The organism is Pseudomonas sp. Tav-5-1A, assembly GCF_055755055.1.
Window position 1 is genome coordinate 5,762,619 of sequence record NZ_CM146901.1, and the last position, 25,697, is coordinate 5,788,315.

At 63.4% G+C, this 25,697-nt stretch carries 26 protein-coding genes; 8 read left to right on the forward strand and 18 right to left on the reverse strand.

All coding sequences use genetic code 11. The features are described from left to right. Window positions 1-113 precede the first annotated feature (113 nt). Complete coding sequence (locus tag AC0J42_RS26585; RefSeq protein WP_473004512.1) at window positions 114-629, forward strand: GspH/FimT family pseudopilin; 516 nt, start codon at window positions 114-116, stop codon at window positions 627-629. Here the strand turns inward: AC0J42_RS26585 and ispH are convergent. From ispH to murJ, 6 genes are all read right to left on the reverse strand, one after another. Next, complete coding sequence (ispH, locus tag AC0J42_RS26590) at window positions 609-1,553, reverse strand: 4-hydroxy-3-methylbut-2-enyl diphosphate reductase (RefSeq protein WP_416426954.1); 945 nt, start codon at window positions 1,551-1,553, stop codon at window positions 609-611. The genes AC0J42_RS26585 and ispH overlap by 21 nt on opposite strands. Window positions 1,554-1,586: 33 nt before the next feature. Further along, complete coding sequence (fkpB, locus tag AC0J42_RS26595) at window positions 1,587-2,024, reverse strand: FKBP-type peptidyl-prolyl cis-trans isomerase (RefSeq protein WP_416426955.1); 438 nt, start codon at window positions 2,022-2,024, stop codon at window positions 1,587-1,589. Continuing rightward, window positions 2,017-2,532 carry a signal peptidase II gene (gene lspA / locus AC0J42_RS26600; RefSeq protein ID WP_416426956.1) on the reverse strand — a complete coding sequence of 172 codons (516 nt, stop codon included), beginning with the start codon at window positions 2,530-2,532 and terminating at the stop codon, window positions 2,017-2,019. Before lspA ends, fkpB begins: the two co-directional genes overlap by 8 nt. Further along, window positions 2,525-5,356, reverse strand: coding sequence for an isoleucine--tRNA ligase (gene ileS, locus AC0J42_RS26605; RefSeq protein WP_473004513.1), 2,832 nt, complete (start codon window positions 5,354-5,356; stop codon window positions 2,525-2,527). Before ileS ends, lspA begins: the two co-directional genes overlap by 8 nt. A gap of 1 nt (window position 5,357) precedes the next feature. Beyond that, complete coding sequence (gene ribF, locus AC0J42_RS26610; RefSeq protein WP_416426958.1) at window positions 5,358-6,311, reverse strand: bifunctional riboflavin kinase/FAD synthetase; 954 nt, start codon at window positions 6,309-6,311, stop codon at window positions 5,358-5,360. A gap of 108 nt (window positions 6,312-6,419) precedes the next feature. After that, the gene (gene murJ / locus AC0J42_RS26615; RefSeq protein WP_416426959.1) at window positions 6,420-7,958 is read right to left on the reverse strand and encodes a murein biosynthesis integral membrane protein MurJ; all 1,539 of its coding nucleotides are present in this window, start codon (window positions 7,956-7,958) and stop codon (window positions 6,420-6,422) included. Between the two features lie 254 nt (window positions 7,959-8,212). Here murJ and rpsT point away from each other — a divergent pair, with 254 nt between their 5' ends. Beyond that, window positions 8,213-8,488: a 30S ribosomal protein S20 gene (gene rpsT, locus AC0J42_RS26620; protein ID WP_027981210.1), complete on the forward strand. Its 276-nt coding sequence runs from the start codon at window positions 8,213-8,215 to the stop codon at window positions 8,486-8,488. Window positions 8,489-8,557: 69 nt separating this feature from the next. On the opposite strand, the gene AC0J42_RS26625 is transcribed toward rpsT, so the two are convergent. The 6 genes from AC0J42_RS26625 to rplU form a co-directional block, all read right to left on the reverse strand. Further along, window positions 8,558-9,313: a LuxR family transcriptional regulator gene (locus AC0J42_RS26625; protein ID WP_473004515.1), complete on the reverse strand. Its 756-nt coding sequence runs from the start codon at window positions 9,311-9,313 to the stop codon at window positions 8,558-8,560. Between the two features lie 470 nt (window positions 9,314-9,783). Then, window positions 9,784-10,248, reverse strand: coding sequence for a CreA family protein (locus AC0J42_RS26630; RefSeq protein WP_473004516.1), 465 nt, complete (start codon window positions 10,246-10,248; stop codon window positions 9,784-9,786). A 9-nt stretch (window positions 10,249-10,257) separates the two neighbouring features. After that, on the reverse strand, window positions 10,258-11,376 hold the full coding sequence (proB, locus tag AC0J42_RS26635) for a glutamate 5-kinase (protein ID WP_416426962.1): 1,119 nt from the start codon (window positions 11,374-11,376) through the stop codon (window positions 10,258-10,260). Between the two features lie 204 nt (window positions 11,377-11,580). Next, window positions 11,581-12,804: an Obg family GTPase CgtA gene (gene cgtA / locus AC0J42_RS26640; RefSeq protein WP_416426963.1), complete on the reverse strand. Its 1,224-nt coding sequence runs from the start codon at window positions 12,802-12,804 to the stop codon at window positions 11,581-11,583. A gap of 185 nt (window positions 12,805-12,989) precedes the next feature. Next, complete coding sequence (gene rpmA, locus AC0J42_RS26645) at window positions 12,990-13,247, reverse strand: 50S ribosomal protein L27 (protein WP_003281574.1); 258 nt, start codon at window positions 13,245-13,247, stop codon at window positions 12,990-12,992. A gap of 34 nt (window positions 13,248-13,281) precedes the next feature. After that, window positions 13,282-13,596: a 50S ribosomal protein L21 gene (gene rplU, locus AC0J42_RS26650; RefSeq protein WP_007950961.1), complete on the reverse strand. Its 315-nt coding sequence runs from the start codon at window positions 13,594-13,596 to the stop codon at window positions 13,282-13,284. A 239-nt stretch (window positions 13,597-13,835) separates the two neighbouring features. Here rplU and AC0J42_RS26655 point away from each other — a divergent pair, with 239 nt between their 5' ends. The 3 genes from AC0J42_RS26655 to AC0J42_RS26665 all read left to right on the forward strand — a co-directional run bounded on the left by AC0J42_RS26655 (window position 13,836) and on the right by AC0J42_RS26665 (window position 15,699). Then, entirely contained in the window at window positions 13,836-14,804 is a 969-nt protein-coding gene (locus AC0J42_RS26655; RefSeq protein WP_416426964.1) for a polyprenyl synthetase family protein, read from the forward strand. 171 nt (window positions 14,805-14,975) lie between these two features. Continuing rightward, window positions 14,976-15,317, forward strand: coding sequence for a zinc ribbon domain-containing protein YjdM (locus AC0J42_RS26660; RefSeq protein ID WP_473004519.1), 342 nt, complete (start codon window positions 14,976-14,978; stop codon window positions 15,315-15,317). 139 nt (window positions 15,318-15,456) lie between these two features. After that, window positions 15,457-15,699, forward strand: coding sequence for a PA4570 family protein (locus AC0J42_RS26665; protein WP_473004520.1), 243 nt, complete (start codon window positions 15,457-15,459; stop codon window positions 15,697-15,699). A 102-nt stretch (window positions 15,700-15,801) separates the two neighbouring features. Here AC0J42_RS26665 and AC0J42_RS26670 read toward each other — a convergent pair whose 3' ends face one another. The 5 genes from AC0J42_RS26670 to AC0J42_RS26690 form a co-directional block, all read right to left on the reverse strand. After that, entirely contained in the window at window positions 15,802-16,419 is a 618-nt protein-coding gene (locus AC0J42_RS26670; RefSeq protein ID WP_416426966.1) for an FKBP-type peptidyl-prolyl cis-trans isomerase, read from the reverse strand. Between the two features lie 121 nt (window positions 16,420-16,540). Continuing rightward, window positions 16,541-16,846, reverse strand: a complete 306-nt coding sequence (locus AC0J42_RS26675) for a DUF6482 family protein (protein WP_416426967.1) — start codon at window positions 16,844-16,846, stop codon at window positions 16,541-16,543. Window positions 16,847-16,949: 103 nt separating this feature from the next. Then, on the reverse strand, window positions 16,950-17,438 hold the full coding sequence (locus AC0J42_RS26680) for a TIGR00645 family protein (protein ID WP_027981200.1): 489 nt from the start codon (window positions 17,436-17,438) through the stop codon (window positions 16,950-16,952). A gap of 146 nt (window positions 17,439-17,584) precedes the next feature. Next, window positions 17,585-17,905 (reverse strand): PA4575 family protein, encoded by a 321-nt coding sequence (locus tag AC0J42_RS26685; RefSeq protein WP_416426968.1) that lies wholly within the window; start codon window positions 17,903-17,905, stop codon window positions 17,585-17,587. Between the two features lie 162 nt (window positions 17,906-18,067). Next, complete coding sequence (locus tag AC0J42_RS26690; protein WP_416426969.1) at window positions 18,068-20,506, reverse strand: Lon protease family protein; 2,439 nt, start codon at window positions 20,504-20,506, stop codon at window positions 18,068-18,070. A 250-nt stretch (window positions 20,507-20,756) separates the two neighbouring features. Here AC0J42_RS26690 and AC0J42_RS26695 point away from each other — a divergent pair, with 250 nt between their 5' ends. From AC0J42_RS26695 to AC0J42_RS26705, 3 genes are all read left to right on the forward strand, one after another. Beyond that, the gene (locus AC0J42_RS26695; protein ID WP_416426970.1) at window positions 20,757-21,245 is read left to right on the forward strand and encodes a DUF3015 domain-containing protein; all 489 of its coding nucleotides are present in this window, start codon (window positions 20,757-20,759) and stop codon (window positions 21,243-21,245) included. An 81-nt stretch (window positions 21,246-21,326) separates the two neighbouring features. After that, window positions 21,327-23,180: an Lnb N-terminal periplasmic domain-containing protein gene (locus AC0J42_RS26700; protein WP_473004521.1), complete on the forward strand. Its 1,854-nt coding sequence runs from the start codon at window positions 21,327-21,329 to the stop codon at window positions 23,178-23,180. Between the two features lie 124 nt (window positions 23,181-23,304). After that, window positions 23,305-23,655: a hypothetical protein gene (locus AC0J42_RS26705; protein ID WP_416426972.1), complete on the forward strand. Its 351-nt coding sequence runs from the start codon at window positions 23,305-23,307 to the stop codon at window positions 23,653-23,655. Window positions 23,656-23,818: 163 nt separating this feature from the next. Here AC0J42_RS26705 and ettA read toward each other — a convergent pair whose 3' ends face one another. Then, entirely contained in the window at window positions 23,819-25,483 is a 1,665-nt protein-coding gene (ettA, locus tag AC0J42_RS26710) for an energy-dependent translational throttle protein EttA (protein WP_416426973.1), read from the reverse strand. Window positions 25,484-25,697: the final 214 nt, after the last annotated feature.

Sequence of the window (25,697 nt, forward strand, 5' to 3'; positions counted from 1 at the left end):
ATAAACCAGCAGTGCCTGCGCCAAAGCACGGCACAGGATATACGGTTGTTCCAGAGGGATCAGCGTTCATCTGTACAAAGACGTCTCGGGTTTGCCACGCAAGGAGCACAGGCATGCACCAACAAGGTTTTTCACTGCTGCAATTGATGATCGCCACGGCGGTCGCCGGGGTGCTGATGCATCTGGCCCTCCCCCACTACCAGAGCATGACCCAGGCACTGCGCCGCCAGGTGCTGGCGCAGGAGCTGCACGACAGCCTGCGTGCCACGCGCACCGAGGCGGTGCTGCGCGGCCGCGATGTGCTGATGCATCCACTGGAAGGCAACTGGGCCAATGGCTGGCGGATCGTGGTGGCGCCTGACGAGGCAGTGCTACGGGTGCACCAGGGCAACCCCAAGGTGCGGGTGCAAGGCAACGGCCCGGTGCGCGGCCAGGTGCGCTTCAATGCCAATGGCTGGGGAAGGCTGGAAGGCGGCGGCTTTCTGGCCGGTACTATCCATGTGTGCGATGGGCTGGGCTACAGCGATTATCAGGTGGTGGTGGCCATGTCCGGCCGCGTGCACCTGACAAACAAAAGGGCCCATGAGGCCCTTTGTTCAGTACAACGTTCAGATCGCCTTGACGCGTAGTTCCTTGGGCATCGAGAACGTGATGTTCTCCGGGCGGCCGTCCAGTTCCTCGGCGCCCGTGGCGCCCCACGCATGCAGCTGGTCGATCACGCCGCGCACCAGCACTTCGGGTGCCGACGCGCCGGCGGTGATGCCGATGCGCTGCACGCCGTCGAACCAGGCCTTTTGCATGTCCTCGGCACCGTCGATCAGGTACGCCGGGGTGGCCATGCGCTCGGCCAGCTCGCGCAGGCGGTTGGAGTTGGAGCTGTTGGGGCTGCCCACTACCAGCACCACGTCGCACTCGTCGGCCAGCTGCTTGACCGCGTCCTGGCGGTTTTGCGTGGCGTAGCAGATGTCGTCCTTGCGCGGGCCGCCGATGTTGGGGAAGCGTGCGCGCAGGGCGTCGATGACGCGACTGGTGTCGTCCATCGACAGGGTGGTCTGGGTGACGAAGGCGAGGTTGTCGGGGTTGCGCACATCGAGCGTGGCAACGTCCTTCTCGTCTTCCACCAGGTAGATGGTGCCGCCGTTGGTGGCGTCGTACTGGCCCATGGTGCCTTCCACCTCGGGGTGGCCGGCGTGGCCGATCAGGATGCATTCGCGGCCGTCACGGCTGTAGCGGGCGACCTCGATGTGCACCTTGGTCACCAGCGGGCAGGTGGCGTCGAACACCTTCAGGCCACGGCCCGCAGCTTCCTGGCGCACGGCCTGGGAAACCCCGTGGGCGCTGAAGATGACGATGACGTCGTCCGGCACCTGGTCCAGTTCCTCGACGAAGATGGCCCCGCGGTTGCGCAGGTCTTCGACCACGAACTTGTTGTGCACCACTTCATGGCGCACGTAGATCGGCGGGCCGAAGACTTCCAGGGCGCGGTTGACGATTTCGATCGCCCGGTCCACGCCAGCGCAGAAGCCACGGGGGTTGGCGAGTTTGATTTGCATGCTAGGCCTCGTGTCAGCGCGCTGGCGTCAGGCTCAAAGAGCCTTGACGTCGATGATTTCCACTTCGAAGTTCAGGGTCTTGCCAGCCAGCGGGTGGTTGAAGTCGACGGTCACTTGCGCGTCGTCGAACGCTTTTACCACGCCAGGCAGTTCAGTATTGGCCGCGTCGTTGAAAATCACCAGCAGGCCTTCCGACAGCTCCATGTCCTGGAACTGGGAGCGTGGCATGATTTGCACGTTCTGCGGGTTGGGCTGACCGAAGGCGTTCTCCGGCGGCACGACCACGGTGCGCTTGTCCCCGGCCTTGAAGCCGAAGATGGCGGCCTCGAAGCCTGGCAGCAGGTTGCCGTCGCCGACCTTGAACACGGCCGGGGCCTTGTCGAAGGTGCTGTCGACGGTGTCACCGTTTTCCAGGTGCAAGGCGAAGTGCAGGGTCACTTCGGTGTTTTGAGCGATACGCTGCTCAGTCATTGACCGCTTCTCCGGTTTTCTTGCTCTTGAACATATCCAGGGCCAGCATCACGGCGCCCACGGTAATGGCGCTGTCGGCCAGGTTGAACGCCGGGAAGTACCAGCGGTTCTGCCAGTGCACCAGCACGAAGTCGATCACGTGGCCCAGCACGATGCGGTCGTACAGGTTGCCCAGCGCGCCGCCCAGCACCAGCACCAGCGCCACGGCCAGCCAGTTCTCGTTGCGCCCCAGGCGCTTGAGCCACACCAGCAGCACGGCGCTGACCACCACGGCGATCAGCGCGAACAGCCAGCGCTGCCAGCCCGAGCTGTCAGCCAGGAAGCTGAACGCCGCACCGGTGTTGTAGGCCAGGGTCCAGCTGAAGTAGTCGGGAATGACCACCATCTGCTGGTACAGGCTCAGGTTGCTCTGGAAGTAGAACTTGCTGGCCTGGTCGAGGACCAGGACCAGCACGCTCAGCCAGAGCCAGCCCAGGCGCCCGAAGCGCCCGGCATCGGCCTTAGGCATAGTGACGTACCTCACCGGCACCGCTGATGTTGTCGACGCAACGGCCGCAGATTTCCGGATGCTCGGCGTTCACGCCGATGTCATCGCGGAAGTGCCAGCAACGGGCGCACTTGGTGTAGCCGGACTTGACCACTTTCAGCTTCAGGCCCGCCACTTCGGTGACCACGGCATCGGCCGGGGCATCGACGAACGGCGCGACCGTGGCCTTGGAGGTGATCAGCACGAAGCGCAGCTCGTTGCCCAGCTTGGCCAGGTCGGCGCTCACGGTTTCGTCGGCGTACAGGGTGACTTCGGCCTGCAGGTTGCCACCGATAGCTTTCGCCGCACGCTGGTTCTCCAGTTCCTTGTTGACCGCGGTCTTCACCGCCATCACGCCTTCCCAGTACTGGCGACCCAGCTCGAAGCCTTCCGGCAGTTCGGTCAGGCCCTGGTACCAGGTGTTGAGCATCACCGATTCGTTGCGCTCGCCCGGCAGGTACTGCCACAGCTCGTCGGCGGTGAACGCCAGGATCGGCGCGATCCAGCGCACCAGCGCCTCGGAGATGTGGAACAGCGCGGTCTGGCACGAACGGCGTGCGGTGCTGTTGGCGCCGGTGGTGTACTGGCGGTCCTTGATGATGTCCAAGTAGAAACCACCCAGCTCCTGCACGCAGAAGTTGTGGATCTTGGAGTACACGTTCCAGAAGCGGTATTCGCCGTAGTGCTCTTCCAGCTCGCGCTGCAGCAGCAGGGCGCGGTCGACGGCCCAGCGGTCCAGGGCGATCATTTCCTCGGCCGGCAGCAGGTCGGTGGCCGGGTTGAAGCCCGACAGGTTCGACAGCAGGAAGCGCGCGGTATTGCGGATACGACGGTAGGCGTCGGCGCTGCGCTGCAGGATGGTGTCCGACACGGCCATTTCGCCCGAGTAGTCGGTGGCCGATACCCAAAGGCGCATGATGTCGGCGCCCAGGGTGTCGTTGACCTTCTGCGGGGCGATGACGTTGCCCAGCGACTTGGACATCTTGCGGCCGTTCTCGTCCACGGTGAAGCCGTGGGTCAGCAGCTCGCGGTACGGCGCGTGGTTGTCGATGGCGCAGCCGGTCAGCAGCGACGAGTGGAACCAGCCGCGGTGCTGGTCGCTACCTTCCAGGTACAGGTCGGCGCGCGGGCCGGTCTCGTGGCCCATCGGGTGCGAACCGCGCAGCACGTGCCAGTGGGTGGTGCCGGAGTCGAACCACACGTCCAGGGTGTCGCTGATCTTGTCGTACTGGGCCGCTTCGGCGCTCAGCAGCTCGGTGGCGTCCAGCTTGAACCAGGCCTCGATGCCTTCCACTTCAACGCGCTTGGCGACTTCTTCCATCAGCTCGACGGTGCGTGGGTGCAGCTCGCCGCTTTCCTTGTGCAGGAAGAACGGGATCGGCACGCCCCAGTTGCGCTGACGCGAGATGCACCAGTCCGGACGGTTGGCGATCATCGAGTGCAGGCGCGCCTGGCCCCAGGCCGGGACGAACTTGGTCTCTTCGATGGCTTTCACCGCGCGGTTGCGCAGGGTGGCGCCTTCGACAGGCTGCTTGTCCATGCCCACGAACCACTGCGCGGTGGCGCGGTAGATCAGCGGGGTCTTGTGACGCCAGCAGTGCATGTAGCTGTGGCTGATGGTCTCGGTGTTCATCAGCGCGCCGACTTCGGCCAGCTTGGCGATGATGTTCGGGTTGGCCTTCCAGATGAACTGGCCACCGAAGAACTCCAGCGAGTCCACGTACACGCCGTTGCTCTGCACCGGGTTGAGGATGTCGTCGTTGACCATGCCGTACTTCTTGCAGGTCACGAAGTCGTCTTCACCGTAGGCAGGCGCCGAGTGAACCACGCCGGTGCCGGCGCCCAGTTCCACGTACTCGGCCAGGTAGACTGGCGAAGTGCGGTGGTAGAACGGGTGCTGGAAGTGAATGTTTTCCAGGGCCGAGCCCTTGGCGGTGGCAATCACGTTGCCGGTCAGGCCGTAGCGGCTCAGGCAGGCTTCCACCAGCTCTTCGGCCAGGACCAGCAGGCGGTCACCGACGTCCACCAGGGCGTAGGTGAAGTCGGGGTGCACGTTCAGCGCCTGGTTGGCCGGGATGGTCCACGCGGTGGTGGTCCAGATGACGATGGCGGCGGTCTTTTCCAGGCCCGGCAGGCCGAAGGCGTCGGCCAGGCTCTGCTGGTCGGCGACGTTGAAGGCCACGTCGATGGTGTCGGATTTCTTGTCCTGGTATTCCACTTCCGCCTCGGCCAGGGCCGAACCGCAGTCGAAGCACCAGTTCACAGGCTTCAGGCCCTTGAACACGAAGCCGTTCTTGACCATTTCCGCCAGGGCGCGGATCTCGCCGGCCTCGTTGGTGAAGTTCATGGTCTTGTACGGGTTGGCCCAGTCACCCAGCACACCCAGGCGGATGAACTCGGCCTTCTGGCCCTCGATCTGCTCACTGGCGTAGGCGCGGCACAGCTCGCGGGTCTTGTCGGCGCCCAGGTTCTTGCCGTGGGTGACTTCGACCTTGTGCTCGATCGGCAGGCCATGGCAGTCCCAGCCCGGCACGTACGGCGCATCGAAGCCGGCCAGGGTCTTGGAACGGATGATCATGTCCTTGAGGATCTTATTGACCGCATGACCGATGTGAATGCTGCCGTTGGCGTACGGAGGACCGTCGTGCAGGACGAACTTTGGACGGTCCTTGCCAATCTCACGCAGCTTCTGGTACAGGCCAATGCTGTCCCAGCGCTGCAGAGTTTGCGGCTCGCGCTGGGGCAGGCCGGCCTTCATTGGGAAGGCGGTGTCCGGAAGGTTTAGCGTGGCTTTGTAGTCGGTCATTTCAGGCTCTTGGGTTAGCAGTTGGCCGATGCTCAAGGGCATAGGCTCGGGCGGCGGCGACATCCGCATCGATCGCCGACTTCAGCGCCTCAAGGGAGGCGAAACGCTGCTCATCACGCAGCTTGTGGTGGAATACCACCGTCAAACGCCGGCCATAGAGGTCACCGGCAAAGTCCAGCAAATGTACTTCCAGGTGGGCACTGCCATCACCTGCAACGGTTGGCCGCACGCCTATGTTGGCGACTCCCGGCCATAGCGTGCCGTCGATTTCGGCGCTTACCTGGTACACCCCGGTAAACGGTACGCGACGGCGCTTGAGCTGCACGTTGGCGGTGGGCCAGCCCAGTTGGCGGGCCAGCTTCTGGCCGTGCAGCACCCGCCCGGCAATGCGGTACGGGCGGCCGAGCAGTTGCTCGGCCAGGGAAAAATCGGCGGCGGCCAGGGCCTTGCGCACCTGCGTGCTGCTGACGCGCACGCCATCGAGCTCGACGGTCTGCGCCGCTTCCACGGTGAAGCCCTGGACCACGCCTGCCTGCATCAGGAAGTCGAAGTCGCCCAGGCGGTCGCAGCCGAAGCGGAAGTCATCCCCCACTTCCAGGTGCTGCACACCCAGGCCATCGACCAATATGGTGTCGACGAACTCGGCGGCGCTGAGCTTGCTCAGGCGCTGGTTGAAGGCCAGGCACAGCACGCGGTCGACGCCCTCCTCGGCCAGCAGCGCGAGCTTGTCACGCAGGCGCGCCAGGCGCGCCGGGGCCGTCTCGGGGGCGAAGTACTCGCGCGGCTGCGGCTCGAAGATCACCACGCAGCTGGGCACGCCCAGCTCCCGGGCACGCTCGCGCAGCCGCGCCAGGATAGCCTGGTGGCCACGGTGAACACCGTCAAAGTTGCCAATAGTGGCGACACAGCCCCGATGTTGGGGCCGCAGGTTGTGGAGGCCTCGAACCAGCTGCATAACGCGCTTCTTGCTCATAAAGTGGCCGATTATAACCACACACGGGCGCTGGCGACAGGCGCCACCGCCCGCCATGGGGCACTAAACCGGAAAACCGACGCCGGACGGTCAGGCCAGCCCGCGGCGGGCAAAGTCCCGCAGCCGGAAGCCGAACGCGAACAGCACACCGAAATACACTACCACGCCTGTCAATACCAGGGCGCCCAGGCGCAGGAAACGCGCCAGCATCTGGCCGTCGGACCAGGCCGGCATATAGTGCATCAAGCCCAGCAGCACGGCGGCCATGGCGATTACTGCCAGCAACAACTTGACGAAAAATGTCATCCAGCCCGGCTGCGGCTGGAACATGTCCTGCTTGCGCAGTTGCCAGAACAGCAGCCCGGCGTTCAGGCAGGCACCGCCGCTGATAGCCAGGGCCAGCCCGGCGTGGGCCAGCGGGCCGATGAACACCAGGTTCATCAATTGCGTGGCCACCAGGGTAAAGATGGCGATCTTCACCGGCGTGCGGATGTTCTGCTGGGCATAGAAGCCAGGGGCCAGCACCTTGATCAGAATGATCCCCAGCAGGCCCACGGCGTAGGCAATCAGTGCGCGCTGGGTCATGGAGGCATCGAAGGCGTCGAACTTGCCGTACTGGAACAACGCCACGGTCAGCGGCTCGGACAGCAGCGCCAGGGCCACGGAACACGGCAGCACCAGCATGAAACACAGGCGCAGGCCCCAGTCCAGGATGCGCGAGTATTCCTGGCGGTCACGGTTGGCGTAGGTCTTGGCCAGGGTGGGCAGCAGGATGGTGCCCAGGGCCACGCCCAGCACGCCGGACGGCAGCTCCATCAGCCGGTCGGCGTAGTACATCCACGACACCGAGCCCGCCGCCAGGAACGAGGCGAAGATGGTGTTGATGATCAGCGAGATCTGGCTCACCGACACGCCGAGGATCGCCGGCCCCATCTGTTTCATCACCCGCAGCGCGCCGGTGTCGCGCCAGCTGAAGCGCGGCAGCACCAGCATGCCGATCTTCTTCAGGTGCGGCAGCTGGTACAGCAGTTGCGCCAGGCCACCGGCCAGCACGCCCCAGGCCAGCACCATGATGGGCGGGTGGAAATAGGGGGTCAGGAACAGCGCGAAGATGATCTGCGCGATGTTCAGCAGCGTCGGGGTAAAGGCCGGCACCGAGAAACGGTTCCAGGTGTTGAGGATGGCGCCGACGAACGATGACAGCGAGATCAGCAGTATATAGGGGAAGGTCACCCGCAGCAGGTCAGCCGTGAGCTGGAATTTTTCCGGCGTGTCGGCAAAACCCGGGGCCGTGACCCAGATGACGAACGGCGCGGCGATCATCCCCGCCACCGTCACCAGGGCCAGCACCAGGGTCAGCATGCCGGCTACATAGGCAATGAAGGTGCGCGTGGCCTCCTCGCCCTGCTGGCTCTTGTACTCGGCCAGGATCGGCACGAAGGCCTGGGAGAAAGCCCCTTCGGCGAAGATCCGCCGCAACAGGTTGGGTAGCTTGAAGGCAATGAAAAAGGCGTCGGTAGCCATGCCGGCGCCGAAGATACGGGCGATCAGGGTGTCGCGCACGAAGCCCAGCACCCGCGAGATCATGGTGATGGAGCTGACCGCAGCCAGTGACTTGAGAAGATTCATCGAAAGATTTTTCTGCCTTCTGGACGAAAGAGCAGCGCGAGAATGCGCCCAACTGTGCGATACTCCGCGCCGCATCAGCAGGCAGAGCCAAAACTCGCGAGTTTACAGGTCATGCGCCAGAAGTGAATCACTTCACTCTGGAGAGTGACCACTCAGCGGAACGTCTCACCCACCCTTGACAATAGATCCAGTCATCGGCATGATTCGCGGCCTATTTTGTTTGCTATTTAAAAAGTCTTTCGAGGAGCTCGACGGTGGCCAACTCACCTTCCGCCAAAAAACGTGCTAAACAGGCTGAGAAGCGTCGCAGCCACAACGCCAGCCTGCGTTCCATGGTCCGCACCTACATCAAGAATGTAGTCAAAGCCATTGACGCAAAAGACGCCGAAAAAGCACAAGCTGCTTACGTTCTGGCCGTGCCAGTTATCGACCGTATGGCCGATAAAGGCATCATCCACAAGAACAAGGCTGCTCGCCATAAAGGCCGTCTGAATGGCCACATCAAAGCACTGGTTCAGGCTGCCGCCTAAGCAATTGCTTGATGTACCAAAAAACCGACCCTAGGGTCGGTTTTTTGTTGCCCGCGATAAAGCTACCGCTTAAAACGTGATCAGGCCCTGGGACACGGCAATGCCAATCGCATGCCCGCGATTGGTCGAGCCCAGCTTGTGGCCCGCGTTAGCGATGTGAAAGTCCACGGTGCGCTCGGCACAGCCGATGATGCGACCAATTTCCCAACTGGTCTTGCCCATGCTCGCCCAGCCCAGGCACTCCGCCTCCTTGAGCGTCAGGCAGGTCTCTGGCGACTGCTCGATGACCATGCGCCGCTGCAAACCCTCGATCAGGTAGGGCACCAGCATGAACAACATGCCCAGGTCATCGTCACGCCCAACCTGCACCCCCTCCCCCGCAACATGTGCCACGCTGAGCGACCCCACCAGCGTCTTGCCGCGCAGCGGAATGCTGACCCCACCCTGCAAGCCCTCGGCCGCCAGCGCCTCCCAGTACTCCCTGGTGCGCCCCCGCGCGCGACGCTGGGCACGTTCCCAGAACAGCGGCTTGAGGTGCTGGCGACAGTGGCGAGCAATAGGATCGATGTCCTGGTAGCGCTCGCGCTCATAATGCTCCAGCCAGCCACTGGGGAAGTTGGTCAATGGGCGAACGGGCTCGGCCCCTTTGACCGAACCAAACGACATCGAATAATAACGAAAGCTCATGCGCTTCAATATCCGGCGCAATCGCAACTCCCAACCGCGCTGATGAGCACGCCCCGCCAACAAGGCAAAGTCTGCCAGTAATGAACTTTCCAACAGACGAACGCTGTCGACCGACTGATTCGAAATCCGGCTTTTCATATTATTTCGCACTCAATTTACACTGCAACCATTACAAGGGGGACAGCGCTATCCCCCTCCATGGCAACACCCACGACCCATGGGCCCTGCCGTCGCGCCGGCGTGCGACGGGCGGGACACTACGCATGGACGGAAAACGTGTCAATGCGCCGAAACACTTTGGATTAGCCGGGAAGCGCAACCCTGGAAAGTGAATAACGAGGGAACATTCAGCATTGAATCAAGGCGCCACGCTTTGTTTCAACGGGTTAAAAAGATATTTTCGAAAATAGCCGACAGCAACCCACATAACAAAATTCCCGGCGCAGCAATACTGTACTTTCCCCAAGGAAACCAACCCCCGTCATTAATCGCAGATTAATTAATTACAATAATATTCAAGAGGGAACTATAGACCTGTACATTAATCCCGCGCATAAAAAACGGCGAGCAATGCTCGCCGTTATGTGCAGCCGTCAGACCACGCCCGGTTACGGCTGGGCCCAGGGCAGGATCGGAATGGCCGTCACCGCGTTCTGCGGGCTACCCTCGATGAGGCGGTCGCTGTACACCAGGTACACCAGGGTGTTGCGCTTCTTGTCCAGGAAGCGCACCACCTGCATGGTCTTGAACACCAGCGAGGTGCGCTCCTTGAACACCTCCTCGCCATCCTTCAGGTCATCGGGCAGACGGATGGGCCCCACCTGCCGGCAGGCGATTGACGCCTCGGCACGATCTTCAGCCAGGCCCAGGCCACCCTTGATGCCACCGGTCTTGGCGCGCGACAGGTAGCAGGTCACGCCCTGCACCTTGGGATCATCAAAGGCCTCGACGACGATACGGTCGTTGGGGCCCACGAACTTGAACACCGTCGACACCTGGCCAATTTCCTCGGCCGAGGCAAACAACGGCAATGCCAGCAGCAGCCCGACCGCCGCCTTGATGATCACGCCCATGAGTATTCCTCAGACCAGGATGAGATTGTCGCGGTGCACCAGCTCCGGCTCGGCGATGTAGCCCAGCAGGCGCTCGATGACCTCGGAGGACTGGCCGATGATTTTCTGCGCCTCGGCAGCGCTGTAGTTGGCCAGGCCGCGGGCGACTTCACGCCCGTCGGGCGCCAGGCACACCACCATCTCGCCACGACGGAAACCGCCCTGCACACCCTTCACACCTACTGGCAGCAGGCTCTTGTGACCTTCCAGCAGAGCCTGCACAGCACCAGCGTCCAGGGTCAGGGTGCCACGCGTCTGCAGGTGGCCAGCCAGCCACTGCTTGCGCGCTGCCAGCATGCCGCGCTCGGGCGACAGCAGGGTGCCCAGGCGCTCCCCGGCCTTGAGGCGGTCCAGCACGCGCTCCAGGCGCCCGCCAACGATAATGGTATGGGCACCGGAACGGGCAGCCAGGCGCGCAGCGCGCAGCTTGGTCTGCATGCCGCCGCGGCCCAGCGCGCCACCGGTACCACCCGCCACCGCGTCCAGCGCCGGGTCATCGGCACGGGCTTCGTAGATCAGCTGCGCATCGGGGTTGTTGCGCGGGTCGGCGTCGAACATGCCATCACGGTCGGTGAGGATCACCAGCAGGTCAGCCTCCACCAGGTTGGCCACCAGGGCCGCCAGGGTGTCGTTGTCGCCGAAACGGATCTCGTCGGTGACCACCGTGTCGTTTTCGTTGATGACCGGGATCACCCCCAGCTGCACCAAAGTGCGCAGGGTGCTGCGGGCGTTGAGGTAGCGCTTACGGTCGGACAGGTCGTCGTGGGTCAGCAGGATCTGCGCCGTGTGCCGTCCATGCTCGGCAAAGCTCGACTCCCAGGCCTGCACCAGGCCCATCTGGCCGATGGCAGCAGCCGCCTGCAGCTCGTGCATGCCACTGGGTCGCTTGGCCCAGCCCAGGCGGCTCATGCCGGCCGCTACCGCGCCCGACGACACCAGCACCAGCTCCACGCCAGCCTCGTGCAACGCCACCATCTGCTCAACCCAGACGCCCATGGCGGCACGGTCCAGACCCTTGCCGTCAGCTGTCAGCAACGCGCTGCCGATTTTCACGACCCAGCGCTGCGCACCCGTCACCTTGCTCCGCATGTTCTTCCAACCTATGCCCGGGAGAATTAATTCGTAGAAACCAAAACGCCGCTCCCTGGGGAGCGGCGCTGTAGTTTACTACGGGTCCTGCATCAAGCGGTGTGTCAGTTACGACCTCTTCGCGGGCAGAGCCCGCTCCCACAGAGCCCGTGACCGGCCTCAACGCGTGGGAGCGGGCTCTGCCCGCGAAGAAAACACCACCAATCAGTCGCGCACGTAGATGATTTCCGGACCGTCTTCAGCGTCCTCTTCATCCCAGAAGCTGTCGTCCTCGCCAATGTCGTGGACGCTCTTCACGCCGCTGCGGCGCAGGGCACGGGCATCGTCCAGGGCTTGCAGCTGGGCGCGCGCCTCGTCTTCGATGCGCTGGTCCAGGTCACGCAGTTCTTCGGCGTAGGCCGGGTCGTTGGCCAGGCGGTCGGCACGGTCTTCCAGGTAGCGCATCAGGTCGCGAGTCAGGCGCTCGGTCCCTTCCTTGGCGATGGCCGAGATCACGTAGACCGGACCTTCCCACTGCAGGCGCTCGACGATTTCCTTGACGCGCGCCTCGTGCTCTTCTTCCAGGATCTGGTCGCACTTGTTCAGTACCAGCCAGCGCTCGCGCTCGGTCAGCGACGGGCTGAACTTGGTCAGCTCGTTGACGATGACTTCAGCAGCATCGGCCGGGCTGGTTTCGTCCAGCGGCGCCATGTCCACCAGATGCAGCAGCACGCGGGTACGCGCCAGGTGCTTGAGGAAACGAATGCCCAGGCCAGCACCGTCGGAAGCACCTTCGATCAGGCCGGGAATGTCGGCGATGACGAAGCTCTTCCAGCGGTCGACGCTGACCACGCCCAGGTTCGGCACCAGGGTGGTGAACGGGTAGTCGGCGACTTTCGGCTTGGCGGCCGATACCGAGCGAATGAAGGTGCTCTTGCCGGCGTTCGGCAGGCCCAGCAGGCCGACGTCGGCCAGCACTTTCATTTCCAGCTTCAGGTCACGCTGCTCGCCCGGCTTGCCTGGCGTGGTCTGGCGTGGCGCACGGTTGGTGCTGGACTTGAAACGAGTGTTACCCAGGCCGTGCCAGCCGCCATGGGCAACCAGCAGGCGCTGGCCGGCCTTGACCAGGTCACCGATGATTTCCTGGGTGGCCGCGTCAATCACGGTGGTGCCGACCGGCACGCGCAGCTCCAGGTCTTCACCCTTCTTGCCGGTGCAGTCGGTGCTGCCGCCGTTCGAACCGCGCTCGGCGTCGAAGTGACGGGTGTAGCGGTAGTCCACCAGGGTGTTCAGGTTTTCGTCGGCGATCATGTAGATCGAGCCGCCGTCACCACCATCACCACCGTTGGGGCCACCGTTCTCAATGAACTTTTCCCGGCGGAAGCTCATGCAGCCATTGCCGCCGTCGCCTGCTTTTACCCGGATGGATACTTCATCAACAAATTTCATGAAAAACGCCTCTCGCCTTACGGACGAGCCAAAAAAAGCAAAGACATAAGGCTCTTGCAAAAATGAGCGCGGCGGACCCCATCAACGATACTCGCGCCAGCGGCCCATGCAAACCTTTGCAAGAGACTCACCCCACAAACGAAAAAGCCCCGTCGCGAGACAGGGCTTTCCAAGCGAACTCGCGATTAGGCCGCGACTACGCTCACGTAACGACGACCGAAGGCGCCTTTTACTTCGAACTTGATCACGCCTTCGACTTTAGCGAACAGAGTGTGATCTTTACCCATGCCAACGCCGTAGCCAGCGTGGAATTGGGTGCCGCGCTGACGCACGATGATGTTGCCTGCTTTGATAGCCTGGCCGCCATACATCTTCACGCCAAGGCGTTTGGCTTCTGAGTCGCGACCGTTACGGGTACTACCACCAGCTTTTTTGTGTGCCATGAGTCAATTCTCCTAGTGAGGAATTAGGCTGAAATTAAGCCTGAATACCGGTGATTTTGATCTCGGTGTACCACTGGCGGTGGCCCATGCGCTTCATGTGGTGCTTACGACGACGGAACTTGATGATACGAACCTTGTCGTGACGACCTTGGGAGATCACTTCAGCAACAACGGTAGCGCCAGCAACAACTGGTGCGCCGATGTTGACGTCGTCGCCATTGGCGACCAGCAGAACGCGATCAAAGGTAACGGATTCGCCAGTGGCGACTTCCAGTTTCTCGATCTTCAGGTACTCACCCGGGGCGACTTTGTACTGCTTGCCACCGGTAACAATTACTGCGTAAGACATGGTATTTCTCCGATAATCCTGCTCACCCAGCTCTTTATAAGTAGAGTGTCGGCTGGCATGGCTGCATGGGGTGGAACGACCCAAATGCAATTGCGTAAGGCAGGTGCTGCCCAGGAAGTTCAGGGTGCGCGATTGTACGCAAGCCCCGCCCGCCTTGCAATAGGCCGTCCATCGCGCCTTGACAGGGCCGGACCTGAGACCTAGCATGCCGCGCAACCCTTCTGGAGCACCTGTCGCTGATGCAACCCCAAGCTTTCTACCGCGCGGTGGCGGACGATTTCAACGCCGTCGACGTCATCATCAAGAAGCAACTGACTTCGCGCGTACCGCTGGTGTCGAAAATCGGTGACTACATCACGTCGGCCGGGGGCAAGCGCCTGCGTCCTTTATTGGTGCTGCTGTGCGGCAAGGCCCTGGGGCGCGAAGGCGACCAGTTGCGCCTGCTGGCGGCCACCATCGAATTCCTGCACACCGCCACCCTGCTGCACGACGACGTGGTCGACATGTCCGGCATGCGCCGTGGCCGTTCCACCGCCAACGCCATGTGGGGCAACGCCCCCAGCGTGCTGGTAGGCGACTTCCTGTACTCGCGCTCGTTCGAGATGATGGTCGAGCTGGGCTCGATGCCGGTCATGCGCATCCTGTCCCAGGCCACGCGCGTCATCGCCGAGGGCGAGGTGCTGCAATTATCCAAGGTTCGCGACGCCAGCACCACCGAAGAAGTGTATATGGAAGTTATTCGCGGCAAGACCGCGATGCTCTTCGAAGCGTCCACCCACAGCGCCGCGGCCCTGGCCGAAGCCACGCCAGAGCAGGCCGAAGCGCTGCGCACCTTCGGCGACCACCTGGGCGTGGCCTTCCAACTGGTCGACGACCTGCTGGACTACAAGGGCGACGCCGAGACCCTGGGCAAGAACGTCGGTGACGACCTGGCCGAGGGCAAGCCGACCCTGCCGCTGATCTACACCATGCGCGAAGGCACCGCCGAGCAGGCTGCCCTGGTGCGTCGTGCCATCCAGAAAGGTGGCATCGAAGACCTGGAAAGCATCCGCGCCGCCGTGGAAAGCTCCGGCGCCCTGGCCTACACCGCCAACCTGGCCCGCGACTATGTGAAGCGCGCCATTGCCTGCCTTGATGTGCTGCCGCCCAGCGAATACCGCGACGCGCTGGTCGAGCTGAGCGAATTCGCCGTAGCCCGTACGCACTGATCCTGTAGCCGCTGCCGCCAGGCTGCGCTTGTCCTCATCCTCACTGTAAATCTGCAGTGTACTCGGGGGCCAGCGCAGCCTGCGGCAGCGGCTACGGTGCTTTCGGCTCCTCCTTGGGCTAAAAACCCTATACAATGCGCGCCTTTATTTTGCCCGCACCGAGGATCCCGCGTGAGCACTCTGCCTGCCTGCCCCAAATGCAACTCCGAATACACCTACGAGGACGGCACCCAGCTGGTGTGCCCGGAATGCGCCCACGAGTGGCCGGCCAACGGTGAAACCGAGGCGGCTGGCGATGACGCGGTGAAGAAGGACGCGGTAGGCAACGTGCTGCAGGACGGCGACACCATCACCGTGATCAAGGACCTCAAGGTCAAGGGCACTTCGCTGGTGGTCAAGGTCGGCACCAAGGTGAAGAATATCCGCCTGTGCGACGGCGATCACGACATCGACTGCAAGATCGACGGCATCGGCCCGATGAAGCTGAAGTCCGAATTCGTCCGCAAGGTCTGAGCCGACGAATGGTTGCGAGGCTGCCCGCTGCGGCCTCCGCCCACCTCCCCCGCCCCGCCGCGAAAAAATTGACGCGATAGATCCTTGCTATTCTTTGAATAAGAATTATTCTCATTGAACGCTTTCAAGGAGAATCATCATGACCTATCTCATCGACGCCTGGCTGGACCGGCCACACCCTTACCTGCGCATTCTCCATCGGGAGACGGGCGAAGTGTGTGCGGTGCTGGAAGAAGAAGCGCTGGACGAACTGCGCGACCAGGGTGACCTGGACCTGTCGGGCCTGAGTTCCAGCGAGCCGATCGTGCTCAAGGAGCTGGTGCGCAACCTGTTTCTGTTCTGCTATGCCCGAGCGTTGTGCCCGGTAAGCAGCCTGCATTGAACCGCAACCCCGTAGCAGCTGCCGCAGGCTGCGTCCGCCACCACCACGGATCCGTGGCGCCTGGGACGCGGCCTGGTGGCCGCTGCTACGGGTGAGTAGTGCTTACAGTACGTCCAGCAGCTCTACGTCGAACACCAGCACGCTGTGCGGCGGGATGCTGCCAACGCCCTGGGCACCGTAGGCCAGTTCGCTTGGCACGTACAGGCGCCATTTGCTGCCGGCGTTCATCAGTTGCAGCGCCTCGGTCCAGCCTGCGATCACGCCGCTGACCGGGAATTCGGCCGGCTGGCCACGCTCGTAGGAGCTGTCGAACACGGTGCCGTCGATCAGGGTGCCGTGGTAGTGGGTGCGCACGCTGTCATCGCGCGAAGGCTTGGCGCCTTCACCGGCGGTCAGCACTTCGAACTGCAGGCCCGAAGCCAGGGTGGTGATGCCGTCGCGCTTGGCGTTTTCAGCCAGGAACGCCAGGCCAGCGCCGGCGGCCGCTTCGGCCTTGGCAGCCGCTTCGGCTTGCATCACTTCACGAATGACCTTGAAGCTGGCAGACAGGTCTTCCTGGCTGACGCGGCTTGGCAGGCCGTTGAAGGCGTCGGTCAGGCCGGCCAGGATGGCGTCCAGGCTGACACCCGGCGGAGGGTTGTCGCGCAGCTGGTCACCCAGCTGACGGCCAATGCCGTAGCTGACGCGGGTTTCGTCGGTGGACAGGTTTACTTCGGACATCTTCGTGCTCCGCTGCAGGGCCCGGCAGCGGCAACCATGACGTCGCCTGCCTCCCCGGGCCCAAACCAAAAGGGCAAGCAGACTAGCACACTGAAGTGGCCAGTCCAGCCTGCCCGGGCCGTCAGTGGCGGGAGCGGAAGGAGATGGGCACGCGCAGGTCTTCCTCGGCGCTGTCGCCCAGGCCGCACATCTCATCATGCACCGAGCCGTGCACCAGGTGGAACGGCATGGCCGGCAGGGTCTGCAGCAGGTCGCGGGCATGCTCCACCGAGCGCAGGTGCAAGGCGTGGCCGGTGGCGTCGTTGAGCGGGTGGGACTTGCCGTGCATGCGGGCTTCAAGCAGGTAGATGCCGCCTTCGAGCGAGATCAGGTTGAGCTCGTCGATCATGCCGGCATTGGCGTGGGTGGTCAGTTCCTGAAAATTCATGACTGCACCTCAGGTAATTCGAATGGATGTCACCGCTCATTTTTCGTACAGCGGCGCACAAAGCACAAGGCGGCCGCCACGCCGCCCGTCCGATAGCTGTCGGTCAGTGCTTGGTGATCTTGTCCAGGTAACCCATGGCGAACGCGGACACCACGAAGGTCATGTGGATGATCACGTACCACATCAGGTATTGCGGCTCGATGTTGCGCGCGTCCATGAACATGCGCAGCAGGTGGATCGAGGAAATGGCGACGATGGACGCGGCCACCTTCATCTTCAGCGAACTGGAGTCCATCTTGCCCAGCCAGCTGAGCTTCTCCTCGCCTTCGTCGACGTCCAGCTGCGAGACGAAGTTCTCGTAGCCCGAGAGCATCACCATCACCAGCAGGCCACCCACCAGCGCCATGTCGATCATCGACAGCAGCACCAGGATCAGGTCTGCCTCGCCCATGGAGAACACGTTGGGGATGACGTGGAAGACCTCCTGGAAGAACTTCAGGGCCAGCGCCAGCAGCCCCAGGGACAAGCCCACGTAGATCGGCGCCAGCAACCAGCGCGAGGCGTACATGGTTTTTTCGATAAAGCGTTCCATTGAAAACTGCACCTGGGCGGTAAAATCGGGACGCGATTATACCTGCCAAGTGCACACTCTTGTGGGAGCTGGCTTGCCAGCGAGTTTTTGAAGGCCCTCAAAAACTCGCTGGCAAGCCAGCTCCCACAAATTTCCCACCGCGACATTCAAGACGAACAGCGGTGACAGCGCTCGCCGTTGATCTTGCGCAGCTGCGCCTGCAAGTGCAGCGACCAGATCTGCGGGTCACCCGCCACCTGGTAGCCGTGCAGCGTCAGGCTGTCGACGATGGCCTCCATCACCGACTCGGCCACGGTGGGGCCGGGGAAAGGCCCCTGGGACTTGATGGCGGAGGGTTGTTCGCCGGCCATGCCAGCGGCAAAAAGCAGTGTCCACATCCCGGTATCACCGGCCAGTGGGCGTATGCTGCATTCGATTCGGGTCACCAGACCCAGGCATTGGCGAGTAAGGCTGAGGTTGCGCGGCATGGCGTCGCTCCTCAATAAAGCTTTTGCTTCAACCTTCAAGGGAAGGCTGTTTCAATCCTGCGACCCGTGGCTATCCATGCCCTGAGGATAGAAGAAAACCTGGGCTGGCAATGTGCGACTGCGCAGTCAGGCGCCGAATGGTCATCCGGCGCCCTCCCCGCCTCAGGCTGGCTTGACCTGGGCCAGTTCGGCCTCGGCGTGCTCCTTCTCGGCTTCCTTGAGGTCTTCCTCGCTGATCATCTCGGCAATTTCCCGCAGGCGCTCCACCACCCGCGCGTTGACGCTGCCCTCGGGGAACTCGCCGTTGGCGTCCGGCGAACCGGCGTCCTCGCCCACCAGCAGGCTCAGGGCCTCGTCGGCCTGGCGCACGGCGTAGACGTGGAACTGCCCGGCACGCACGGCCTGCAGCACCTTCTCGTCGAGCATCAGGGTGGCGACGTTGGCGTGAGGGATGATGGCCCCCTGCTCGCCGGTCAGGCCGCGGGCCTCGCACAGGCGGAAGAAACCTTCGATCTTCTCGTTGACCCCGCCTACCGCCTGCACTTCACCGAACTGGTTGATGGAGCCAGTGATGGCGAAGCACTGCTTGAGCGGCGTGCGCGACAGCGCCGAGATCAGCGTGCAGGCCTCGCCCAGCGAGGCGCTGTCGCCGTCGACGTAGCCGTAGGACTGCTCCAGCGCGATGCTGGCCGAGATCGCCAGGGGGAATTCCTGGGCGTAGCGGCTGCCCAGGTAACCGGTGAGGATCATCACCCCCTTGGAGTGGATCGGCTGGCCCAGGTTGACCTCGCGCTCGATGTCGACGATGCCGCTGCCGCCCGGGTACACCGTGGCGGAGATACGCGCCGGCACGCCGAAGGCCGAATCACCGACCTCCAGCACCGTCAGGCCGTTGCACTTGCCCACGGCGGCGCCGTCGGTGTCGATCAGGATGATGCCCGCCAGCATGTCGTCGAGGATCCGCGCCGACACCCGTCCGGTACGCGTGGCCTTGGCCTTCAGGGCCCGGTCGATGTGGCCGGCGTCGGTCATCTCGTCGTTGGCCAGGTGGCGAATGAAGTCCGCCTCGCTGACCAGCTGGAACAGGTCGCCGATACGTGCCGACAAGCGCCCCTGGTGTTCGGCCAGGCGCGCGCTGTAGGTGGCCAGGCGCGCCACGGCGTCGGCGGTCAACGGCGCCATGCCCTCTTCCGAGGTGCGGGTCTTGAGCAGCTGGGCGAACTGCTCCAGGCTCTCGTCGACCATGGGAATGTCTTCGTCGAAGTCCACCAGCACCCGGAACATCTCCTGGAAGTCCGGGTCGGCGTCCTGCAGCGCGTAGTACAACTGGCGCGAGCCGATGATGATGACCTTGACCTGCAAGGGGATCATCTGCGGCGTCAGGGTGACGGTGGCCAGGCGGCCGTACTCGCCCAGCGGCGATTCCATCTTCAGCTTGCGCGACTGCAGGGCGCGCTTCAGGGCGTCCCACACGAAAGGCTCGCCGAGCATTTTCTCGGCTTCCAGAATCAGGAAACCGCCATTGGCGCGGTGCAAGGCACCCGGGCGCAGCTGCCGGTAGGTGGTGTACAGCGCGCCCTGGTCGGTGCTGTATTCGATGCGCCCGAACAGGTTGTCGTAGGTGGGGTGCGGCTCGAACACCACCGGCGCGCCGCCATTGCCCGGGTGGCCGACCACCAGGCTGGGGGCGTATTGCTCTTCGAGCAGCTTGCGCGCCTGGGCGTCGGTCTTGCTGTCGTCCACCAGTTGCTCGACCACGGTCTTGAGCAGGTACACCTGCATGGCCTGCAGGTAGGCGCACACCGCAGCGTTCTCGGCGTATTTTTCCGACAACGGCGACAGCAGCGGCTGCAGGGCCAGGGTGATGGTTTCCTCGTTCAGCTGGCGCAGCTGGTTGCCCGACTCGCGCTTCCACTGGGGCAGGCTGGCCAGCTCCTCGTTGAGGCGCTCTTCGAGGTCGGAAATGTCCGAATGGAAACGCTCGCGGTCGGCCTCAGGCAGCTGAGCAAACTCGGCCTCGTCCAGCGCCTTGCCGTCGAGCATGGGCGTGAAGGCGATGTTGCTGCTGTCACGGTACAGGGCCACGTCCTTTTCCAGCGACAGGCGCTCGATCACGTCCAGGGCGCGGTCATAACGCTGGTTGAAGGCGCGGTCGATGCCGCTCTTCTTCTGCTGATAGGAAGGGTGTTCGAACACCGCCGGGAAGGTCGACAGCAGGTTGTCGATCAGCCCGCCGATGTCGGCGATGAAGGCGCTGGCGGTGCCAGGCGGCAGTTCCAGGGCGCGCGGCTCGCGCGGCTCGTCGAAATTGTTGACGTACACCCAGTCCGGCGGGGTCTGCAGGCGCTTGCCTTCGGCCTTAAGGTAGCGTTTGACGAACGAGAAGCGGCCGGTGCCCGGCTCGCCCATGACGAATACGTTGTAGCCGGGGCGGGGCATGGCCACGCCGAATTGCAGCGCCTCCACGGCGCGTTCCTGGCCAAGCACACCGCGAAAGGGCTCCAGATCATTGGTGGTGGAGAAGCTGAACTGTTCAGCGGAAAACGGACGGGTCAGCGCTTCTGGCGCAAGACGCAAGCTGGCAGCAACAGGATCAGGCATCGGGCATCCTTACTTCGGCGGGGCAGATGACGGCATTCTGGCGCCGATAAGCGCCAGCCTGCAAGCGACATGCGCGGTGGATGCGGACGCGGCCTTGCGGCCGCTGCTACGGGGATGGGTGTAAGGCTCAAAAGGCAGTTTTTCAGTTGAACTGTGAATCCCCGCCTAAACTCCAAACTGCGTCCTGGAGCCGTGCCGTCCCAGGCAGTCCTGAACCTTGAGTTTTGCACCTTCAAAAGAGAACAAAGCTATGAAACGGATTCTTCTGGGTACGCTCTTCACTGTTGTCTCGCTGAACGCCATGGCCCAGGCCCCTGGCGGCCCGGACTGCGGTTGGGGGAACATGCTGTTCCAAGGCCAGCGCGGCACCCCCGCGCACTTCCTGGCATCCACCACCAACGGCACCTCGGGCAACGCCACCTTCGGCATGACCTCGGGCACCAACGGTTGCTCCACCAACGCCGCGCTCACCTACGGTGGCAAGTCGTGGATCGCCATGAATGGCATGATGAATGAACTGTCCGAGGACATGGCCAAGGGCCAGGGCGAAGCCCTGACCACCTACGCCGTGGTACTGGGCGTGGCGCCACAGGACCGCGCCTACTTCGAATCCGTCACTCACCAGCACTTCCAGGACATCTTCACCACCGCCAACGTCACCGCCGACGATGTCCACGCCAACACCCTGCACGTGCTGAAAAACGACCCTCGCCTGGCCAAGTACGCAACCGAGGCCTAAGCTCGAACCGCCCGCCCTTCGGGGCGGGATTTCCACGCCACTGCGGCACGCCTTTTCGTCCATCTGACTTAGTTGCCAAAGATGCTCAAACGCCTTGCTTACCTGGCGCTCTGTGTCTGCGCCCCGCTGCATGCCGCACCTCACGTGGATCCATCCCGCATCACCGCCCTGGCAGCCGACCCGTACTGGCTCGCCCTGGGCCACTACACCGCGGCCAAACTGGGCGGCTGGCGCAGCTACGTGGATGACAGGCGCTTTTTCCTGGCCGCCGACGGCGCCCACCACCCGGACCAGGAACTGGCGGCCACGGTCACGGCGCTGTACGCCGCTGCCAGCCTGGGCAACCAACAGGCCCAGTGCGTGTTTCCCGCGCGCACCCGCTGGTTGCGGCAACAGCTGGACCTGCACGATTTACCCACGCCCGAGTGCAGCGAATTCCAGCAGTGGTACAAGGAAATCTCCCCCCACCACACCGTGCTGGTGTTCCCCGCGGCCTACCTCAACAGCCCCTCGTCCATGTTCGGCCACACCCTGCTGCGCATCGACCAGGCCGAAGCCAGGCAGGACAAGACCGCGCTGCTCAGTTCGGCGATCAACTTCGGCGCCTACATCGAGGGCAACGACAACAGCATCCTCTACGCCTGGAAGGGCCTGGCGGGCGGCTACCCGGGCATGTTCTCGCTGGTGCCCTACCAGCAGAAACTGGCCGAATACCGCAGCCTGGAGAACCGCGACCTGTGGGAGTACCACCTGGACCTGACGCCCGAGGAAACCGGACGCATGGTGGAGCACGTGTGGGAGCTCAAGCAGATCCGCTTCGACTATTTCTTCTTCGACGAAAACTGCTCGTACCGCCTGCTGGAGCTGCTGCAAGTGGCGCGCCCCAGCCTGCAGCTGACCGGGCAATTCCCGCTGACGGCCATCCCCACCGACACGGTGAAGGCGGTGAAGCAGGCGGGCATCGTCGGCGAGATCGACTACCGGCCTTCCCGCGAACGGGAGCTGCTGGCCCGTGCCAAGCCCCTGGATGCCGATGAGCAACAGTGGGTGCTGAAGGTGGCCGCCGACACCGGGCAGCTGCAGAACCCCGCCTACAGCGCCTTGCCGGCCCCGCGCCGGGCGCTGATCCAGGACGCCGCCTACCGCCTCGAGCGCTACCGCGCCACCGCCCAGGAGCGCGACCCGGCCAGCGCCCAGCGCAGCTTCCAGCTGCTGCGCGCCATCAGCCAGAACCCGCCGCCGGAGCTGCAGGTAGAGCGCCCCGGCCTGCCGGAAGACGGCCACGACTCGCGCACCTGGCAGGTGGCTGCGGGCAACCGCGACGGCAAGAACTTCGCCGAGTATGGCCTGCGCATGGCCTACCACGACCTCAACGACAACAGCGAGGGCTTCCCCCTGGGCGCGCAGATCGAGATCCTCAACACCAGGCTGCGCCAATACGAGGGCAACCGCTGGCAGTTGCAGCGCCTGGACCTGGCCACCATCCGTTCAATGACCCCGCGCAACGAGCTGCTGCAGCCCTTGTCCTGGCAGGTGACCGGCGGCCTGGAACGGGTGCTGGGCAAGCACGGCAGCGAGACCCTGGTCAGCCACGTCAACGGCGGCGCCGGCGGCACCTGGCAACTGGGCGAACACACCCTGGCGTTCGCCCTGGGCACCGCGCGGCTCGAACACAACAACGACTTCTCGGCCATGCTCTCCCCCGCCGCCGGCTTCGACAGCGGCCTGCTGTGGCGCAACCGCCTGGGTAACCTGCGCCTGGAAGCCCAGGGCGACTACTTCCTCAACGGCGAGGTACGCCGCACCCTGAGCCTCAACCAGCAGTGGGAGCTGTCCCGCAACCTGGGCCTGCGCTTGAGCGCCCAGCGCGACTTCAGCGAGCTTGCAGGGCCACGCAACGAGGTGATGCTGGAGCTCAAGTGGTACCACTACTGACAATTCCATCACACGGCGTTGACGGGGCGGCAACCAAATCGAACCTAGACTTGACTCACGGGTCCACCGTTTGACCGTCGCAGTTTCCAGGCGGGAGCGGTGGGCATGAAACGGGAGTCGGATCATGTGGCGCTGTGTGGTGGTTTTGATGGTGGTGGCGCTGGCGGGATGCCAGTCCACCCATGAGCAAATGGTCAGCCAAGGGTACCCGCCGGGCTACGCCGACGGGTTCAAGGATGGCTGCGGCAGTGGCCGGGAAGCGGCAGGCGTCAACGGCTTCTTCCGCAAGGACGTGCCGCGCTACCTCAACGAGAAGGTCTACGCCACCGGCTGGGATGACGGCTTCAGGCAATGCCAGGCCAGCGCCAGCGCGCAGCCGGACCAGAGCGACTGGAGCGTGCAGCACGGCGACGACCGCGAGCGGGCGTGGCAGCAGCAGAAAACCCAGGGCGAAGGCCGCGCGTACCACCCTTGATTGCTGCCGACCAACAAATGCGTAGCCGCTGCCGCCAGGCTGCGCTGGCCAGCGTGAACCCTGAAGATTTCCAGCGAGGCATAGGGCCAGCGCAGCCTGCGGCAGCGGCTACGCGTTTGCGGTACGGCCCATAAAAAACGGGGCCCGAAGGCCCCGTTTCTGTTTACGCCAGTTTCTTGTGGCGTACCCGGTGCGGCTGGGCCGCTGCGTCGCCGAGGCGCTTCTTGCGGTCGGCTTCGTATTCGGTGTAGTTGCCTTCGAAGAACACGGCCTGCGAATCATCCTCGTACGCCAGGATGTGGGTCGCCACGCGGTCCAGGAACCACCGATCGTGAGAGATCACAATGGCGGCGCCAGGGAAGTCCAGCAGCGCTTCTTCCAGCGAACGCAGGGTTTCCACGTCGAGGTCGTTGGATGGTTCGTCGAGCAGCAGGACGTTGCCGCCCTCTTTCAAGGTCAGGGCCAGGTGCAGGCGGCCACGCTCACCACCGGACAGGTCCTTGACGAACTTCTGCTGGTCGCCGCCCTTGAAGTTGAAACGGCCGACGTAGGTGCGCGACGGGATCTCGTAGTTGCCGATGCGGATGTTGTCCGAGCCGTCGGAGATCTGCTGGAACACGGTCTTGCTGCCGTCCAGGTCGTCACGGCTCTGGTCCACGCAGGCCAGCTGCACGGTTTCACCGATCTCGATGCTGCCCGAGTCCGGCTGTTCCTTGCCCATCAGCATGCGGAACAGGGTCGACTTACCGGCACCGTTACCGCCGATCACGCCGACGATGGCGCCCTTGGGCATGGCGAACGACAGGTTGTCGATCAGCACACGGTCGCCATAGCCCTTGGTGACGTTCTTGAACTCGATGACCTTGTCACCCAGGCGCGGACCGGCCGGGATGTAGATCTCGTTGGTTTCCGAACGCTTCTGGAATTCCTGCGACTGCATTTCCTCGAAGCGCTGCAGGCGAGCCTTGGATTTCGACTGGCGGGCCTTGGCGCCCTTGCGCACCCACTCCAGCTCTTCCTTCATGGCCTTTTCATGGGCCGACTGCTGCTTGGATTCCTGGGCCAGACGGTCGGACTTGGCTTCCAGCCAACCCGAGTAGTTGCCCTCGTAAGGAATGCCGGCGCCGCGGTCCAGTTCCAGGATCCAGCCTGCCACGTTGTCCAGGAAGTAACGGTCGTGCGTGATCGCTACCACGGTGCCCGGGAAGTCGTGCAGGAAGTGCTCCAGCCAGGCTACCGAGTCGGCGTCCAGGTGGTTGGTCGGTTCGTCGAGCAGCAGCATGTCGGGGGCCGACAGCAGCAGGCGGCACAGGGCCACGCGGCGCTTTTCACCACCCGACAGGTGTTCTACCTTGGCGTCCCAGGCCGGCAGGCGCAGGGCGTCGGCCGCCACTTCCAGCTGGCGCTCCAGGTTGTGGCCGTCGCTGGCCTGGAGGATGGCCTCGAGCTTGGCCTGTTCGGCAGCCAGTTTGTCGAAATCGGCATCCGGATCGGCGTAGGCGGCATACACTTCATCGAGGCGCGCCTGGGCGTCCTTGATGACGCTGACCGCTTCTTCCACCACTTCACGCACGGTCTTGGCCGGGTCAAGTTGTGGCTCCTGCGGCAGATAACCCACGTTGAGCTCGGGCATCGGGCGGGCTTCACCGTCGAATTCCTTGTCGACGCCGGCCATGATTTTCAGCAGGGTGGATTTACCCGAGCCGTTGAGGCCCAGCACGCCGATCTTGGCGCCAGGGAAGAACGACAAGGAAATGTTTTTGAGAATTTCCCGCTTCGGCGGCACAACTTTGCTCAGCCGATGCATGGTGTAGACGTATTGAGCCATGAGAAACCTGGTGACAGTAGACAGATGAAGAATCCGCGAGATGGTCAAAGCTACCGGAATGCGCGAGACAGGGCAAACGACCTGCAAGCACTGGTGGCACATGGCCATAAAACAAGGCATGCTAGCCGCCCTTCGGGCGTCCGGCTTATAGTGCGCGCAGTTTATGGCCAGGGGGCCCTTTGCAGCGGGCTGCAAGCCCTGTTGCCAGCCACTT